We start from the raw sequence: 16,897 nt of genomic DNA, 5'->3' as shown, positions 1-16,897 counted from the left end.
AGAGACATTTCCTATTGCGGCAGACCGGTTGTCCACCTATCGTTCTACACAGATATACCAGATACACGAAAGCATAGATGCACACATTATGAATAACAAGTGCATATTTGACTCTGGAGGAGCCCCCACTTGAACAATACAAATACCGTCGCGCAGGAACAGCTCGTCCAGCGTCATGCGCGCCCGGGGATGTCGTTGCTGGCCATCCTGCACGCCATCCAGGACGAAGCCGGATTCGTGCCGCCCGAAGTCGTCGGGCCGCTGGCGAAGACGCTGAACCTGTCGCGTGCCGAAGTGCATGGCGTCATCACCTACTATCACCACTTCCGCACGCAGCCCGCTGCCCGCGTCACGGTGCAGCTGTGCCGCGCGGAAGCGTGTCGCAGCATGGGCACCGAAGCGCTCGCGAAACATATCGAATCGCGCACCGGCTGCCACTTCGATGCGGACCACCGTCACGGCGACGCGGTCGCGCTCGAATCGGTGTACTGCCTCGGCCAGTGCGCGCTGTCGCCGGCGATGCTGGTCAACGACACGCTGCACGCGAAAGTCACGCCCGAAAAATTCGATGCGATCCTAGCCGCCGCCAGCCAACGTGTGGAGGAAACGGTATGACGCGCATCTTTATTCCCCGCGATTCCTCGGCGCTCGCGCTCGGCGCGGACGCCATCGCTGAAGCCATCGCAGCGGAAGCCGCGCGGCGCGGCGTCGCGATCGACGTGGTGCGCAACGGCTCACGCGGCCTGCTGTATCTCGAACCGCTCATCGAAGTGGAAACGTCCGCGGGCCGCGTCGGTTACGCGAACGTCGAGGCAGCCGACGTCACGTCGCTGTTCGATGCGGGCTTTACCGAAGGCAACCCACACGCGCGTCACGTCGGCGTGGTCGACGAAATTCCGTATCTGAAGAAGCAGCAGCGTCTGACGTTCGCGCGCATCGGCATCACCGATCCGCTGTCGACGGAAGATTACGTCGCGCATGGCGGCATCGAAGGCCTGAAGCAGGCGCTCGCGATGGACGGCGCCGCGGCCTGCGACGCGCTGATCGAATCGGGCCTGCGCGGACGCGGCGGCGCGGCGTTCCCGGCCGGCATCAAATGGCGCACGGTGCGGGCGGCGCTCGCGGACCAGAAGTACATCGTCTGCAACGCCGACGAAGGCGACTCCGGCACGTTCTCCGATCGTCTCGCGATGGAAAGCGACCCGTACATGCTGATCGAAGGGATGATCATCGCGGGCGTCGTGACGGGCGCAACGGTCGGTCACATTTATGTGCGCAGCGAGTATCCGCATTCGATCGCCACGCTCGAAGCGGCGATCGTCAAGGCGCGCGCCGCCGGCTGGCTCGGCGACAGCGTGCTCGGCTCGGCGCACCGCTTCGAGCTGTTTGTCGCGAAGGGCGCGGGCTCTTACGTGTGCGGCGAGGAAACCGCGATGCTCGAGTCGCTCGAAGGCAAACGCGGCATCGTGCGCGCGAAGCCGCCGCTGCCCGCGCTCGCGGGCCTCTTCGGCAAGCCGACCGTGATCAACAACGTGATCACGCTCGCGACGGTGCCGATCATCTTCGCGAAGGGCGCCGCCTTCTACAAGGACTTCGGCATGGGCCGCTCGCGCGGCACGCTGCCGTTCCAGATCGCCGGCAACGTGAAACAGGGCGGCCTTGTCGAACTGGCGTTCGGCGTGACACTGCGCGAACTGCTCTACGACTATGGCGGCGGCACGGCGAGCGGCCGTCCGGCGCGCGCGGTGCAGGTCGGCGGCCCGCTCGGCACGTATCTGCCCGAAAGCCAGTGGGACATCCCGATGGATTACGAGGCCTACGCGGCGGTCGGCGCGGTGGTCGGTCACGGCGGCCTCGTCGTGCATGACGACACCTCGAATCTCGCCGACCTCGCGCAGTACGCGATGCACTTCTGCGCGCTGGAATCGTGCGGCAAATGCACGCCGTGCCGGATCGGCTCGACGCGCGGCGTCGAGGTAATCGACCGCATCCGCAACGGCGACACCTCGACGAAACAGGTGCAACTGCTGCGCGACCTGTGCGACACGATGGTGGCTGGCTCGCTTTGCGCAATGGGCGGCATGACGCCCTTCCCGGTGCTGTCCGCACTCGACCATTTCCCCGAAGACTTCGGTCTCGACACCGCGCCGAAAGCGGCCGCGGCCTGACGATGGAGCCCAATACCATGTCCGATGTGCTCAACCCGAAAGCTGGCGGCTGCGGCTCCGGCAACTGCGCCTGCAAATCACAGTCACGCGATCCGTTCGACGACACCGACTACGGCACGCCGCTGCGTCACGCCGACGTCAGCGTGACGCTCGAAATCGACGGCGAATCCGTCACGGTGCCGGCCGGCACCTCGGTGATGCGCGCCGCCGCCGAAGCCGGCGTCAACGTGCCGAAGCTCTGCGCCACCGATTCGCTCGAACCGTTCGGCTCGTGCCGTCTGTGTCTCGTGGAAATCGAAGGCCGCCGCGGCTATCCCGCGTCCTGCACGACGCCGGTCGAAGCCGGCATGAAAGTGCGCACGCAAACCGACCGCCTGCAATCGCTGCGCCGCAACGTGATGGAGCTGTACATCTCCGATCACCCGCTCGACTGCCTGACCTGCCCCGCGAACGGTGACTGCGAACTGCAGGACATGGCGGGTGTCACGGGCCTGCGCGAGGTGCGCTACGGCTTTGACGGCGCGAACCATCTGAAGGACGTGAAAGACGAGTCGAATCCGTACTTCACGTACGACCCGTCGAAGTGCATCGTCTGCAACCGCTGCGTGCGCGCGTGCGAGGAAACCCAGGGCACGTTCGCGCTGACGATCACCGGGCGCGGCTTCGAGTCGCGCGTCGCCGCGAGCGAAAACGTGCCGTTCATGGAATCGGAATGCGTGTCGTGCGGCGCGTGCGTCGCCGCATGTCCGACCGCGACGCTGCAGGAAAAAAGCATCGTGATGCTCGGCCAGCCCGAACACTCGGTGATCACGACGTGCGCGTATTGCGGCGTCGGCTGCTCGTTCAAGGCGGAGATGAAGGGCAGCCAGGTCGTGCGCATGGTGCCGTACAAGAACGGCGGCGCGAACGAAGGCCACGCGTGCGTGAAGGGCCGCTTCGCGTGGGGCTACGCGACGCACAAGGACCGCATCACGAAGCCGATGATCCGCGCGAAGATCACCGACCCGTGGCGCGAAGTCAGCTGGGAAGAAGCGATCAGCTACGCCGCGTCGGAATTCCGCCGCATCCAGGCGAAGCACGGCCGCGATTCGATCGGCGGCATCACGTCGTCGCGCTGCACGAACGAGGAAACCTATCTCGTGCAGAAACTCGTGCGCGCCGCGTTCGGCAACAACAACGTCGACACCTGCGCGCGCGTGTGTCACTCGCCGACGGGCTACGGCCTGAAGACGACGATCGGCGAATCGGCCGGCACGCAGACCTTCGCATCGGTCGACAAGGCCGACGTGATCGTCGTGATCGGCGCGAACCCGACCGACGGGCACCCGGTGTTCGGCTCGCGCCTGAAGCGGCGCGTGCGTGAAGGCGCGAAGCTGATCGTCGTCGATCCGCGCGTGATCGACATCGTCGACACGCCGCACGTGAAGGCCGTGCATCACCTGCAGCTGCGTCCGGGCACGAACGTCGCGATCATCAACGCGCTCTCGCACGTGATCGTCACCGAAGGCCTGCTCGCGGACCAGTTCATCGCCGAGCGTTGCGAAGACCGCGCGTTCCAGCAATGGCGCGACTTCGTCGCCCTGCCGGAAAACGCGCCGGAAGCAACCGCCGAGGTCACCGGCGTGCCGGCGGAAACGGTGCGCGCCGCAGCCCGCATCTACGCGACGGGTGGCAACGCCGCGATCTATTACGGTCTCGGCGTCACGGAACACGCACAGGGTTCCACGGCCGTGATGGGCATCGCGAACCTCGCGATGGCGACGGGCAACATCGGCCGCGAAGGCGTCGGCGTGAATCCGCTGCGCGGCCAGAACAACGTGCAGGGCTCGTGCGACATGGGCTCGTTCCCGCACGAACTGCCGGGCTATCGCCACATCAGCGACACGACGACGCGCACGCTCTTCGAAGAGGCATGGAACTGCACGCTTCAACCCGAGCCGGGCCTGCGCATTCCGAACATGTTCGATGCGGCCACGCACGGCACGTTCCTCGGGCTCTACTGCCAGGGCGAGGACATCGTCCAGTCGGACCCGAACACGCACCATGTGGCGGCCGCGCTGTCGGCGATGGAATGCATCGTCGTGCAGGACATCTTCCTGAACGAAACCGCGAAGTACGCACACGTGCTGCTGCCGGGCTCGACGTTCCTCGAGAAGGACGGCACGTTCACGAACGCGGAGCGTCGCATCTCGCGCGTTCGCAAGGTGATGCCGCCGCTCGCGGGCTACGCCGACTGGGAAGTGACGCTGCTGCTTTCGCGTGCGCTCGGCTACGAAATGGACTACACGCATCCGTCGGAAATCATGGACGAGATCGCGATGCTCACCCCGACGTTCCATGGCGTGTCATACAAGAAGATCGACCAGATGGGCAGCATCCAGTGGCCGTGTAACGAGGAAGCCCCCGACGGCACGCCGACCATGCACGTCGACACGTTCGTACGGGGCAAGGGCAAGTTCGTGATCACGAAGTTCATCGCCTCGCCGGAAAAGGTCACGCGCAAATTTCCGCTGCTGCTGACGACGGGCCGCATCCTGTCGCAGTACAACGTCGGCGCGCAGACGCGTCGCACGGAGAATTCGCGCTGGCACGACGAGGACCGGCTCGAACTGCATCCGCACGACGCCGAGGAGCGCGGCATCAAGACGGGCGACTGGGTGGGCATCGAGTCGCGTGCGGGACACACCGTGCTGCGCGCGAAGGTGACGGAGCGCATGCAGCCGGGCGTCGTGTACACGACGTTCCACTTCCCCGAATCGGGCGCGAACGTGATCACCACCGACAGTGCCGACTGGGCGACGAGCTGCCCTGAATACAAGGTCACGGCAGTACAGGTGATGCCGGTCGGGCAGCCGTCCGAATGGCAGCAGGAGTATTCGCGCTTTAACGCCGAGCAGCTCGATCTGCTTGCACGGCGCGAGCTGACCGATGTCACGTCGGGTAAATGAGGGCACACCATGGATGACAACAACCTGATCGACATGGCGAACCGGATCGGCGATTTCTTCGATTCGCTGCCGGATCACGAGGAGGCCGTGAACAGCATCGCCGATCACATCCGGCGTTTCTGGGAGCCGCGGATGCGTCGCGCGATTCTGGCGACGCTCGACACACCCGGTGCCACCGAAATCGAGATGTCGGATATTGTCAGGGAATCGCTCGTGAAGCATCGCGTCGACCTGACGCCGGTCGCCGCCTGAATCTCGCAGTAGCAGCACAGGGCGCCGGACGCGTGATGCGGTCCGGCGTTTTTTTATCCGCCGGTTTTCGGGCGCCGCGGTTCAGCCGCCGAGGTTCACCCGATATCGCGCTCAGCCTGCGTGCTTTTCGTGAACCACGCTTCGCAGTGACGCAGCAGGCCGTTCAGATCCGACGCAGGCCGGCCGCGCGCCGCGATGTAGCCGTCCGGGCGCACCAGATAGAACGCGGGCCGCGTGCGCCCGTAGGATTCGGTGAGCGTCGGGGCGCCCTCGCCCTCCACGTCGGTCAGACGCCAGATGCGCATCGCGCCCGGCATCAGCAGCGCCATTTCTTCGAGAAAGCGCTTCAGGTCCGCGTCGCGCGCCGCCTCGCGGGTGGTGGCCGGATCGTGCGGGGTGTCCTCCTGCGTGTCCGGCGCGACCAGCAGCAGCAACGAGAAATACGCCGGATCGTGCAGGTCGAACAGGCAGCCCACCCCCGGCAGGCGTCCCAACGGACCGTCCAGCACGTGGACGTACGCATCGGGCGCGCGTTCGCCCGCGCGCGGACCGCCGTCGAGCACGCGCTCCAGCGTGAGCGGACTGCGCCGGTACTGGATCGACAGCTCGCTGACGGTGCGGCGCGCGGCGTCGCGCAGCGGCCCGAGCGCGGACAGCACCGGCATCACGCGTTCGCGCAGCATCTTGAGCGGGCCATGATCGGCTTCGGCGAGCTGCGTGACGAAACTCGTCTGCCGCAGCACGTCGCGCTCGATCGGATGACGTTCGAGGTGATACGTGTCGAGCAGCCGGTCGGGTGCCTCGCCGGACAGCACGCGCGCGAGCTTCCAGCCGAGATTGAACGCCTCCTGGATGCCGGTGTTCATGCCCTGTGCGCCGGCCGGGCTGTGTACGTGCGCGGCGTCGCCGGCCAGAAACACGCGTTCCGCGCGCAACTGGCCGACCATGCGGCTGTTCAGATGGAAATACGACGACCAGTTCAGCGACTTCAGCGTCACCGGATGCCGCACGCGCCGCCCGATGATCGCCGTGCATTCGTCGAGCGAAGGCGGGGTGGACGGAATCTCCGACGGCGGCGGCGCCTCGCCGTTCATGCTCATGGCTTCGTGCGGCTGGAACGGTTGAAGCGGATGATCGGCGATCAGCCGGTAGCGCTCCTCGCCCATCGGAAACATCCCGGCGAGCCCCTCGCCGGACGCGAAGATGTGGAACTCATCGTCGGGCCAGTCGACGTCGGCCTCGACGTCCGCGAGCAGGAATGTCTGCTGGAACGTCTTGCCCGAAAAGCTCACGCCGAGCCGGTGACGCACGCCGCTATGCGCACCGTCGGCGGCAATCAGATACGAAGGATGCAGCGTCTCGACGTGACCGTCCGCGCGTCGCAGCGTGGCGCTCAGCCCGGCCGAACCCTGCGCGAACCCGGTCATCTCGACGCCGCGCTCGATCTTGACGCCCAGCGTTTCCAGATGCCCGGCAAGCAGCCGCTCGGTGATGGACTGGTCGATGAAGAGCAGATACGGATAACGCGTTTGCAGCGGATCGAAATCGAGCCGCGCGCGGCGCTGGCCGTTCGAATAGAGATTGGCGGCGCGCGCCCGGTGCCCGAGTTCGAGAAACGGTTCGACGATGCGATGCTGTTCGAGCAGTTCGAGCGTGCGGGCCTGGATGCCGATCGCGCGCGAGTGAGGCGCGGGCTGCGACGCACGGTCGATGAGACGCACCGGAATGCGCGCCCGGGCGAGGCTCATCGCGGCAGCAAGCCCGGTCGGACCCGCGCCGACGATGAGGACCGGCGGCGCGTCTAGAGGAACAGCGGCCATGCAGGGCTCCAGACACTGACACGGTGTCTAGTGTACGCCGCCGTATTTCCGTCCGACGACGCACCGCGTCAATTGCGCGTCAGTGGCTGGCTGCGGGGCGATCGAGCGCGCAGCGATGATCGGTCGTGCCGAGATCGACCTGGAGCGTTGCGTGATGCATCTCGAAGCGCTCGCGCAGCGTCGTGACGATGCCGTCGATAACCTCGTCGCCCGGATGGCCGTCGGGCATGACGACGTGTGCGCTCAGCGCATTGCCGGTTGTCGACAACGCCCACACGTGCAGGTCATGCACGCCGGTGACGCCCGGCTGTGCGCCGAGGTAGTCGCGGATGCGCTGCAGGTCGACGCCCGGCGGCACGGCGTCGAGCGCGAGGCACATCGAATCGCGCGCGAGCCCCCACGTGCCGTACACGATCACCGCGACCACGGCGATGCTCATCAGCGGATCGAGCCACGTCCAGTTCGTGAAGAGAATCACGAGACCGCTCACGGCGACCGCCGCGGAAATCAACGCATCGGCGGCCATGTGCAGAAACGCGCCGCGAATGTTGAGATCCTTCTCCTGACCGCGCATGAAGAGCCACGCCGAAAAGCCGTTGCCGACCATGCCGAACGTCGCGACGACGAACACGTCGAGACCTGCGACCGGCGCCGGATGGAACAGGCGTCCGATCGCCTCGGCGACGATCACGCCGCACGCAAACAGCAGCAGCCCGGCGTTCGCAAGCGAGGCGAGGATCGACGAACTGCCAAGACCAAACGTGTAACGCGCGGACGGACGGCGAGCCGTCAGCCAGATGGCGCCCCATGCGAGCAGCAGGCCGAGCACGTCGGAGAGATTGTGGCCGGCGTCGGCGAGCAGCGCGGTCGAATTGGCGATCACGCCATAGATGCCCTGAATCACGACAATCGCAACGTTCAGCCCGACGGCGAGTGCGAACGAGCGGCCCTGGCCCGGGACGGGCGCGTGCGGATGATGATGGCCGCCGTGGCTGTGACCGTGGCCGTGGTGATGCCCCGCGTGATCGTGGGCGGTGTGATCGTCATGCTGGGCGTCGTCTTCGGCATGTACATGATCCGCGTGATCGTGCGTGGCATGTGAATGACCCGCGTGGTCGCAATCCGCGCCATGCCGATGCGCAGGCGCGGCCGCCGACGCCGGACGGTACTTCATATGCGAAGTGGACGCGCGCACGGTTTCGTCGCCATGGGCGCCGGAATCTTCGACCGATGGCGGCGCGTGTTCATCGTCCCGCTCTTCGGCCGGCTGGTTCCGGTTCGTCGTATTCATGATTCTTGATCCATGGAAAATTCCGCAACCGGTTCGGCCACGTGTTCGAGCATGCCCGCGAGCATCGCGCTGATGTGCAGGTCGGCCGCCAGATAGAACACCTGCTTGCCCTGCCGCTCCGCCCGCACGATGCGCGCCGCGCGCAGCAGGCGCAGGTGGTGGCTCACCAGCGAAGGCGACAGCCCCAGCAGTTCGGCAATCGCACCCACCGCGCGCCGGCCTTCCGCGCAGGCCAGCACGATGCGCAGACGCGTCGGATCGCCAAGCAGCCGGAACAGATCGGCGAGCTGAACGACGCGGTCATCCTGAGTCGAAGGAGTCATTGTCGATGTACATATGAACATTTGTTCACATGTTATACATAGCGACCCGCCGCGTCAATCCGGGAGTGCGGCGCCGAGTGTGGGAAAATGCGGCGTCTGTCTCACCGAACTGCCTTCCCCACCGTCATGCAACCTGTATTTGACCGCGCCTGGGCGGCGCATCGTGACGGTCGACTCGACGACGCCGAACGCGATTACCTCGCGACCCTCGCCACCGACCCCGTCCACGTCGACGCCCTGCATCTGCTCGGCGTGCTGCGTCACCAGCAGGGCCAGCACGCCGCCGCCGCCGATCTCGTGAAGCGCGCGGCCGACCTGCGCCCCGACGACGCCGCGCTGCAACTGAACCTCGGCAACGCGCTGAGGGCGCTCGGCCATCTCGACGACGCGATCGAGCGGTTTCGCAACGCGCTCTCGCTCGTGCCGACGTTCCCGATGGCGCACTACAACCTCGGCAACGCGTACGCGGCGAGCGGGCGTCACGAAGACGCCGCCGACGCCTTTCGCCGGTCGCTGCAACTGCAACCGGCGGATGCGTCGTCGCATAACAATCTCGGCAACGCGCTGCACGCGCTCGGCCAGCATCGCGAGGCCGTGACCGCGTTCGAGCAGGCGCTCGCGCTGCGTCCGGGCCACGCCGGCGCGCACAACAATCTCGGCATGGCGCTCAACGCGCTCGACCAGCCGGACGACGCGATCGCGCAGTTCCAGGCCGCGCTCGCCGCGGAGCCGCGTTTTGTCGCGGCACGATTCAATCTGGCGAACACGCTCGACGCACTCGGCCGGCACGCGGAAGCCGTCGTCGCGTTCGAAGCGACGCTCGCGATGCAGCCGCATCTCGCGCCCGCGCTGTTCGGCCTCGGCAACGCGCTCGCCGCGCTCGGGCAGCACGCGCGGGCCGCGCAGCATTTCGAGCGCGCGGTGGGTCTCGATCCGGCGTTCAGCCTCGCGTGGCTCGGACTCGGCACGGCGCGTCACGCGCTCGGCGCGCTCGACGCGGCGGTGCGCGCGTTCAACCAGGCGCTGCGTCTGCGCGACGATCTGGCGTCGGCCCATATGAACCGCGCGCTCGTCTGGCTGACGCAGGGCGACTTCGCGCGCGGCCTGCCGGAATACGAGTGGCGCCTCGAAACCACCGCGCTGCCGGCCAGTGTGCCGATGCCGCGCTGGCGCGGCGAGCCGGTCGAAGGCAAGACGCTTTTCATCCATGCGGAACAGGGTTTTGGCGACACGCTGCAGTTCGTGCGCTTCGTGCCGCTCGTCGCGCAGCGCGGCGCACGTGTCGTGCTCGAAGTGCAGCCGCAGCTGCTGCCGGTTCTCGCTCCCGCCGCGCAGGAATGGCGCATCACGCTGATCGCACAGGGCGCGCCGCGCCCGCGCGCCGATCTGCAATGCCCGCTCCTGAGCCTGCCGCTCGCGCTCGGCACGACGTTCGATACGATCCCCGCGCGCACGCCGTATCTCAGCGTGCCGCCCGCGTACCGGCGCAAGTGGCGCGGCTCACTCGGCGGTCACGCGAAACGCAAGATCGGTCTGGCGTGGTCGGGACGCATCCAGCAACACGAAAACCGCACGATGCCGCTCGCCGCGCTCGAACCGCTCTTCGCGCTCGATGGCATCGACTGGATCGTGCTGCAGCCCGACCTGCGCGCGGACGAGCGCGCCGCGCTCGATGCGCATCCGCGCGCCGCCTCGATCCATCATTTGGGGCCGCGCATCGCCGACTTCGCGGACACCGCCGCGATCATCGAACGGCTCGATGCGGTCGTGTCGATCGATACGTCGATTGCCCACCTTGCCGGCGCGCTGCGCAAGCCGCTCTGGCTGATGCTGCCGTTCGCCGCCGACTGGCGCTGGTTCACCGGCGACACGCGCAGCCCGTGGTATCCAGGCGTCGAACTCGTGCGCCAGCCGGAACCGGGTGCGTGGGACGACGTCGTGCGGACCGTCGCGCTCGCCTTACGCGACGCATAAGACAAAACCCCCACGTTCACGACGAACATGGGGGTTTGCGGATCAACCACAGGCACGCCGCACGCATCGAACGATGCGTGTAGCGTTACGCTGCGCGGTACTGGTTGCGCGCCTCAGGCGTGCGATACAGCACGAGCGTCGAGATCAGGCCGACGATCGCGGCCACGCCCATCCACAGGCCCGGCGCGGCCTTGTTGCCCGTCGTGTGAATCAGCAGCGTCGAGATGGCCGGCGTGAAGCCGCCGATCGTCGTCGCGAGGCTGTAGGCGAGCGAGAAACCCGCGGTCCGCACTTCGACCGGCATCACTTCGGTCAGGCCGACGACCATCGCGCCGTTGTAGCAACCGTACAGGAACGAGAGCCACAGCTCGACCATCAGCAGACGCACGAACGACGGATCGCTGACGAGCCACTGCACGGCCGGATACGACGTGAGAATCGTGAGGATCGTGAACGCGAGCAGCACCGGACGACGGCCGACACGATCCGACAGCGCGCCCGACAGCGGCAGCCAGATCAGGTTCGACACGCCGACGCACACCGTCACCACCAGCACGTCGATCGACGACAGCTTCAGCACTTCCTTGCCGAAGGTCGGCGTGTACGCGGTGATCATGTAGAACGACACGGTCGTCATGATCACCATGCCCATGCCGGCCAGCACGACGCGCCAGTTCTGCACCATCGACTTCATGATCTCGCCCATCGAAGGACGATGCTTGCGCGCCTTGAACTCTTCCGTTTCCTGCAGCGAACGACGGATGAAGAACAGGAACGGCACTATCAGGCAGCCGACGAGGAACGGCACGCGCCAGCCCCACGCGGTCATCTGGTCGGCCGGCAGGATCCGGTTCAGCACCACGCCGATCAGCGCGGCGAACACCACCGCCACCTGCTGGCTGCCCGACTGCCACGAGCAATAGAAGCCCTTGTTGCCCTTCGTCGCGATTTCCGACAGATACACCGAGACGCCGCCCAGTTCGACGCCCGCAGAGAAGCCCTGCAGCAGCCGCCCGAGCAGCACGAGTATCGGCGCCAGCACACCGATCGTCGCGTATCCGGGAATCGCCGCCACCGTGAGCGTGCCAAGCGCCATCAAGCCGAGCGTGAGGATCAGCCCCTTGCGGCGGCCGTGATGGTCGATGTATGCGCCGAGCACGATCGCGCCGAGCGGACGCATCAGGAAACCCGCGCCGAACACCGACAGCGACAGCATCAACGAGGCGAATTCGTTGCCGCCCGGAAAGTAGGTCTTGGCAATCGCCGAAGCGTAATAGCCATAGACCATGAAGTCATACATCTCAAGAAAGTTGCCGCTGACCACGCGGAATACGGTCTTGACCTTTGACTCGTTTGAAGGAGATGCGTGGGACGCAGTAGACATGACATTCTCTGATTGACCTCTCACCGTGCCGGCGACGATGAAAGGCAGTTGAAACGACCACGGCGTCAGCGAGAGACGCGCGCGGCAACATCGGGATGACGCATCAGGATGGAAAGCGCCGCGGGCGATTCACGCCGGTTCGCGGTGCACCGGCACGTTATCCGTGCAACACCTGAGGCGGGTGCGAGCGCCTTCCTGGGCCGGATATTACCGCTCCCGACGTTGCATTGCATTTCATACAGAATGCTTACTAAAATCGCCCCGCGGCGGGCGGTACACTACGCGGCCAACTCCCTGTTTTCGCGCTTTCCGCCATGTCCGAACTCATCCTGCGTCCCGCCACCGTCGAAGACGCCGCGCTCATTGCATCGATCCACGCGGCCAGCTGGCAGGCCACCTATCGCGGCCTGCTGCCCGACGCGTTTCTCGACAACGACGTCATGCAGGATCGCGCCGCGCACTGGCGGGCCCGACTCGCGGCGCCGGGTGCTGAAAGGCGGCTCGTCGTGATCGCCGAACGCGCGGGCGAAGCGGCGGGCTTCGTGTGCGTTGAACGGCAGGCCGATTCGCAATGGGGCGTGCTGCTCGACAACCTGCATGCGTTGCCCGCGCACCAGGGTATCGGCGCCGGCAAGCTGTTGATGCGCGCCGCGTGCGACTGGACGCGCGCGCAGGGCGAACGCCAGCTCTATCTCTATGTGCTCGAAGGCAACGCGCCGGCGATCGCATTCTATGAACGTCAGGGCTGGCTGCCGGCCGGCGCGGAGCCGGACTTCATGGGCGGCGTCGACATCACGGCGCTGCGCTACGTCTATCGTCTCGACACAGACGCCGCGTAGACGGCACGCATCCACTCGATGCAATGCAACGCGGAAACGCAGACATAACGCCAGGTACTTTCAGATGTTTCTGATCGTTGGTGCCTGGGTGCCGAGGCATCATCGGCCGCTTCCAGCTATGGCTTTTACCGAGACGGCCCGCGTCGGGGTCGGCCACTGCATGTCGCGGTGCATCGGCGTCGCGTCATACGTCGAGCGGCCAACCTCAGCTACGCGGCATCGCGAGAAGAACGATGTCGACAATTCCCCTCACCTTGATCGAAGGCGCAATGGCGCTGCCCAGAACGCATCCGCTCGAACGCCTGCCTCGTTCGTTCGGTCGCGAATGGGCGCTGTTGCCGCCCAACGTCAGCTTTCGTGCCGAACTCAAGGCGCTGTATGCAGCGATGCTGCACACGTTCTGTCTGAGCGCCGACGCGATCCGCTCGGCATGCCGCTGGGAACCGCTCAAGGCGAAGCGCGCCGGTCCGCCGACCGCTTCGCCTGTTTCCGCGGCGCCGGATTCGCCCGCGCCACCAGCGCACGCCGCGCATGTCGATCTGCGGATACCGCCGGTTGCGCCGCGCGCGTCCACTCGCAAACGGATGGTTCTGGGCGGCGCGTGCGCAGTGAGTGGCGCGGCCGTGCTCGCGTGGATCGCGCTGTCGTCTTCGCATTCGTCACCGGATGTGGCTGACGACGTCGCCAGCGTCGATGTTCCTGCTTCACCCCATATTCCGTCGGCGCAAGACGCATTGCGCAATGAAGAGGCCAGGCTGCCTGTTGCGTCCCGAGCGCGAGGCCGCGGGCAAACGACGGAAACGGCCACGAAAAGCGCATCGGCTGCGACCACCACGACGGCCTCTACCGCATCCGGTCCCGGCGCGATAAAACGCTCCGCACGCAGGCACGCCACCGAAGTCGCCCGCGCGAACGTGAAGTCATCGCACAAGTCCGCGCGCGGGGCAACCGGCGCGACGTACGCGAAATCGCTGAAGGCGAATCAGCGTCGGACAGCGCAGGTCACCAGCGCGAGCCGTCGTTCTGCCACCCCGAATGTAGTAGCCACGGGTCAACGCATCGCGACCGCGCATCGTCCCGATGTCGCGCTCTCCACCACGGGCCGCTTCTCGCCCAATGCGGGGTCCACGGTTTCCACGGACGACTACGCATCCATCAGGACCTGGGCCGCCACGCTCACAAGCAGCCCTGCGACACCGCGCGCACCTGCCCGCACGAACAACACCTCCGGCGACTGGATGAACGGCATGACGCAACGTCGCGTGACCGAGGTACCTGACAGCTTCTCGCGATAACCGTCCGCACAAGAAAAAACAGCCCGACGCAAAATCGGGCTGCTGTTTCGTTTCGAACGGGCACTGACGTCGCGCTATCGTGCGCCTGGCAAGCCTGCTTCCGTCTGACGTTGCAACTGCTGCACCTGCCGCTGCAGTTCACGCAACTGCGCCTGCGCGCGATCCTTTTCGGCGCGCAGCGCGACCGCCTCGCCCTGCACCTCGCGCTGATGCTCGTTGACCTGCGCCTGCTGCGTGCGCGCGACATCGAGGTCGGCCTGCAGGCGCTTCGCCCGGTCTTCCGACAAGGCGATCACGCGATCGAGAAACGCCTTTTGCGCCTGCAATTCGGTGCGATGGATTTCGATGTTGGCCAGCTCCGCTGTCTGCTTCACAAAACCGGCGTAAATCGCTTCGGCGCGCACGTCATCCTGTGACTTGATCACGCGCCAGAAATGCCGGTCCTGAAACAGCGCGACGTAATACGTCATTTCCTGCGGATAAAAGAAGAGGCTCGCGCCGTAGCTGCCGTTGTACGTGGTGCGCAATTCCACGAGCTTCGAATCGTGAATCATCTGCATCAGTTCAGCGACGTCGCCCTGCGCATCGTCCGCGGCACTCGCGCCCGACGCCACCTGCTGCGGCGACGGGCTCAACTGCGGCGTCAGTGTATTCATCGCGGGCCGCGTGCCGACGACAGGCGCCGAGGCGTCGCTCTCCTGCGCCTCCTCCTGCGCCTGCGCCGCCGCGCCGTACAACGACGCGCCCATCACCGCGAGCAGCATCGCGCGCCGCAAACATAAGGAGTACTTCATCGTGCATGCTCCGTGCAAATGCTGAATAGCCCGCAATTATCGCGCGGTTTGGCAGCGAAGCGAAGCGTTCTGAGCAGCCCCGTGCAGAGTTTAAATCGAGATAAACGGACGTCCCGCGCGATCGCATGCATTCACGGTATCGAAGATCACGCGCGGCTCAACGAAGGAGACCCGCGCGAAAAGCGATGGAAATACCAGAGGTACAAAAAATCACAAAAAAACCGGCGTGCAGCCGGCTTTCCTGTCGAGGTCGAAAACGGCGGGGCTAGAACCGTGGCTAGAAGCGGGTCTCGCGCGCGACGCGCAAAAACGTGTCGAGCAACGGCGTACAGTCGAGCAGTTCCGGACCGCCCGCACGGTGAAATTCCGGGTGCCACTGCACGCCCATCACGAATGGCGCGCGACGATACCGCACGGCTTCGATAATGCCGTCGGACGCCGAGACCGCCTCGATGTTCAGGTCGCGGCCGAGCGTCTTCACGGCCTGGTGGTGAATCGAGTTGACGATCGCTTCGCGCCGTCCCGGAAACATGTTCGCGAGCGTCGAGCCATCCGGGAAATGCACGGCGTGACGATGCTGGTCGTACTGCTCGCTGACGTGTACGCCGGCCGTCGGCACATCGGTGGCGATATCCTGGTAGAGCGAGCCGCCGAACGCCACGTTGATCAGCTGGCAGCCACGGCACACGCCGAGCACGGGCTTGCCCGACTCGACGAACTCATGCAGCAACTCCAGTTCGTACATGTCGCGAACGCGGTCGCCGGGCCACTCGGGCCGCGTCGCGGCTTCCTGATAAGACTGCGGCGAGACGTCCGCGCCGCCTTGCAGCAGCAGGCCGTCGAGGTGCTTCGCGTAGTCGCGCAGACGGATGTTGCTCGGATGCAGCATGCCCTGATGGCCGACCGTCGGAATCATGAACACGATGACGTCGCGCGACATCACCCAGTGGGCGATCGACTCTTCGAGGTATTGCAGGGTCTTGCCGCGCAACCCCTTCGCGCCCGGTTCCGGGTGAAAGATCCGCGCCGACACGCCGATGCGCAGCGTGCGCTGCGTGATGCGCTGGCCGGCGCGATCGAACAGCTGCCGGGCGCGCGCGGCGATGATCCGTCCGAATACCGACCACGCCGAATCGCTCTGCTTCAGATAACGCGGCGCCGAAGGCGGCAGCGAACTGGCCGGCGGCGGATTGAACGTGGAGAAGTCAGGCTGTGACGTGAAGCCCGGTGGCGGCGAACCCGGTGCGGGTGGTTCGTCCGCGGTGGCTCCTGCGGCTCCGGCGGCTCCGGTCGCTCCGGCGGCTTCAGTGGAGGAAGGCGCGGCACCGGCCGTGGCGGCAGCAGAAGACGCCGGCGCACCCGTTCGCGACGTGCGATCGCGATCGTGGACCGCGGCTTCCTGCTTCGCGGTTGCCTGGGCGGCGGCGGCGCGTGCTTCGGCGGCGTCGAGTTGCTGCTGGGTCTTCGGTGTCGCGGCGGGTGTCGCGGCGGGCGTCACGGTCGACGCGCTCTGCGGATCGTCCGTCGATGCGCGGGCCGCGGCCTCGGGCGCATCCGGCGGCGCCGTTGGCAATCCCGCCGGCGCGGCCTGCGCGTCGGGCGACGATGTACCGGGCAAATCAGTGGAGGAAGGTGTAGCGCCGGGTGTACCCACGGAAGCGGCTGCGGGTGTTCCAGGATTGGTTGGCTTGTTTTCGCTCATGACTGTGGGACAGGCGCGCCGTATACGCGAACGAATGGACACCATCCGATTATCCGCCAGCGCGCCATCAGCGGCAAACCAGCAAACATTTGCTCACATTGTTGCGG

The 16,897-nt window shown here is 66.1% G+C and carries 13 protein-coding genes; 7 read left to right on the top strand and 6 right to left on the bottom strand.

Annotated features, from left to right (window positions below):
- Positions 1-129: 129 nt before the first annotated feature.
- From BLV45_RS03340 to BLV45_RS03325, 4 genes are read left to right on the top strand one after another with little or no spacing between them, the layout of a single operon-like run.
- Complete coding sequence (locus BLV45_RS03340) at positions 130-615, top strand: NAD(P)H-dependent oxidoreductase subunit E (protein WP_090528940.1); 486 nt, start codon at positions 130-132, stop codon at positions 613-615.
- Positions 612-2,168, top strand: a complete 1,557-nt coding sequence (locus tag BLV45_RS03335; RefSeq protein ID WP_090528938.1) for a formate dehydrogenase beta subunit — start codon at positions 612-614, stop codon at positions 2,166-2,168. The genes BLV45_RS03340 and BLV45_RS03335 overlap by 4 nt, the downstream gene beginning before the upstream one ends.
- A 17-nt stretch (positions 2,169-2,185) precedes the next feature.
- On the top strand, positions 2,186-5,116 hold the full coding sequence (gene fdhF / locus BLV45_RS03330; RefSeq protein ID WP_090528935.1) for a formate dehydrogenase subunit alpha: 2,931 nt from the start codon (positions 2,186-2,188) through the stop codon (positions 5,114-5,116).
- 9 nt (positions 5,117-5,125) lie between these two features.
- Entirely contained in the window at positions 5,126-5,368 is a 243-nt protein-coding gene (locus BLV45_RS03325) for a formate dehydrogenase subunit delta (RefSeq protein ID WP_090528932.1), read from the top strand.
- 95 nt (positions 5,369-5,463) lie between these two features.
- Here the strand turns inward: BLV45_RS03325 and BLV45_RS03320 are convergent, their stop codons facing one another.
- From BLV45_RS03320 to BLV45_RS03310, 3 genes are all read right to left on the bottom strand, one after another.
- Complete coding sequence (locus tag BLV45_RS03320) at positions 5,464-7,188, bottom strand: FAD-dependent monooxygenase (protein WP_090528929.1); 1,725 nt, start codon at positions 7,186-7,188, stop codon at positions 5,464-5,466.
- 79 nt (positions 7,189-7,267) lie between these two features.
- Entirely contained in the window at positions 7,268-8,362 is a 1,095-nt protein-coding gene (locus tag BLV45_RS03315) for a cation diffusion facilitator family transporter (protein WP_090531015.1), read from the bottom strand.
- 113 nt (positions 8,363-8,475) lie between these two features.
- Complete coding sequence (locus tag BLV45_RS03310) at positions 8,476-8,802, bottom strand: ArsR/SmtB family transcription factor (protein ID WP_090528926.1); 327 nt, start codon at positions 8,800-8,802, stop codon at positions 8,476-8,478.
- Between the two features lie 126 nt (positions 8,803-8,928).
- Between BLV45_RS03310 and BLV45_RS03305 the strand changes: the two genes are divergently transcribed.
- The gene (locus BLV45_RS03305; protein ID WP_090528922.1) at positions 8,929-10,776 is read left to right on the top strand and encodes a tetratricopeptide repeat protein; all 1,848 of its coding nucleotides are present in this window, start codon (positions 8,929-8,931) and stop codon (positions 10,774-10,776) included.
- A gap of 85 nt (positions 10,777-10,861) precedes the next feature.
- Here BLV45_RS03305 and tcuC read toward each other — a convergent pair whose 3' ends face one another.
- Positions 10,862-12,160, bottom strand: a complete 1,299-nt coding sequence (tcuC, locus tag BLV45_RS03300) for an MFS transporter (RefSeq protein WP_090528919.1) — start codon at positions 12,158-12,160, stop codon at positions 10,862-10,864.
- 314 nt (positions 12,161-12,474) lie between these two features.
- Between tcuC and BLV45_RS03295 the strand changes: the two genes are divergently transcribed.
- Both BLV45_RS03295 and BLV45_RS03290 read left to right on the top strand, forming a co-directional pair.
- Complete coding sequence (locus BLV45_RS03295) at positions 12,475-12,999, top strand: GNAT family N-acetyltransferase (RefSeq protein WP_090528916.1); 525 nt, start codon at positions 12,475-12,477, stop codon at positions 12,997-12,999.
- Between the two features lie 233 nt (positions 13,000-13,232).
- The gene (locus BLV45_RS03290; RefSeq protein ID WP_143130382.1) at positions 13,233-14,294 is read left to right on the top strand and encodes a hypothetical protein; all 1,062 of its coding nucleotides are present in this window, start codon (positions 13,233-13,235) and stop codon (positions 14,292-14,294) included.
- Positions 14,295-14,368: 74 nt separating this feature from the next.
- On the opposite strand, the gene BLV45_RS03285 is transcribed toward BLV45_RS03290, so the two are convergent.
- On the bottom strand, positions 14,369-15,088 hold the full coding sequence (locus BLV45_RS03285) for a DUF2968 domain-containing protein (protein ID WP_090528910.1): 720 nt from the start codon (positions 15,086-15,088) through the stop codon (positions 14,369-14,371).
- A 277-nt stretch (positions 15,089-15,365) separates the two neighbouring features.
- A complete protein-coding gene (locus BLV45_RS03280) occupies positions 15,366-16,790 on the bottom strand; it encodes a gamma-glutamyl-gamma-aminobutyrate hydrolase family protein (protein WP_090528907.1) in 1,425 nt (474 codons plus the stop codon).
- Between the last annotated feature and the right edge of the window lie 107 nt (positions 16,791-16,897).

It is taken from the genome of Paraburkholderia sartisoli (assembly GCF_900107685.1).
GTDB classification, from domain to species: Bacteria; Pseudomonadota; Gammaproteobacteria; order Burkholderiales; family Burkholderiaceae; genus Paraburkholderia; species Paraburkholderia sartisoli.
Note: the sequence above shows the minus strand (reverse complement) of the source record. Positions and strands in the feature narration are given on the sequence as shown.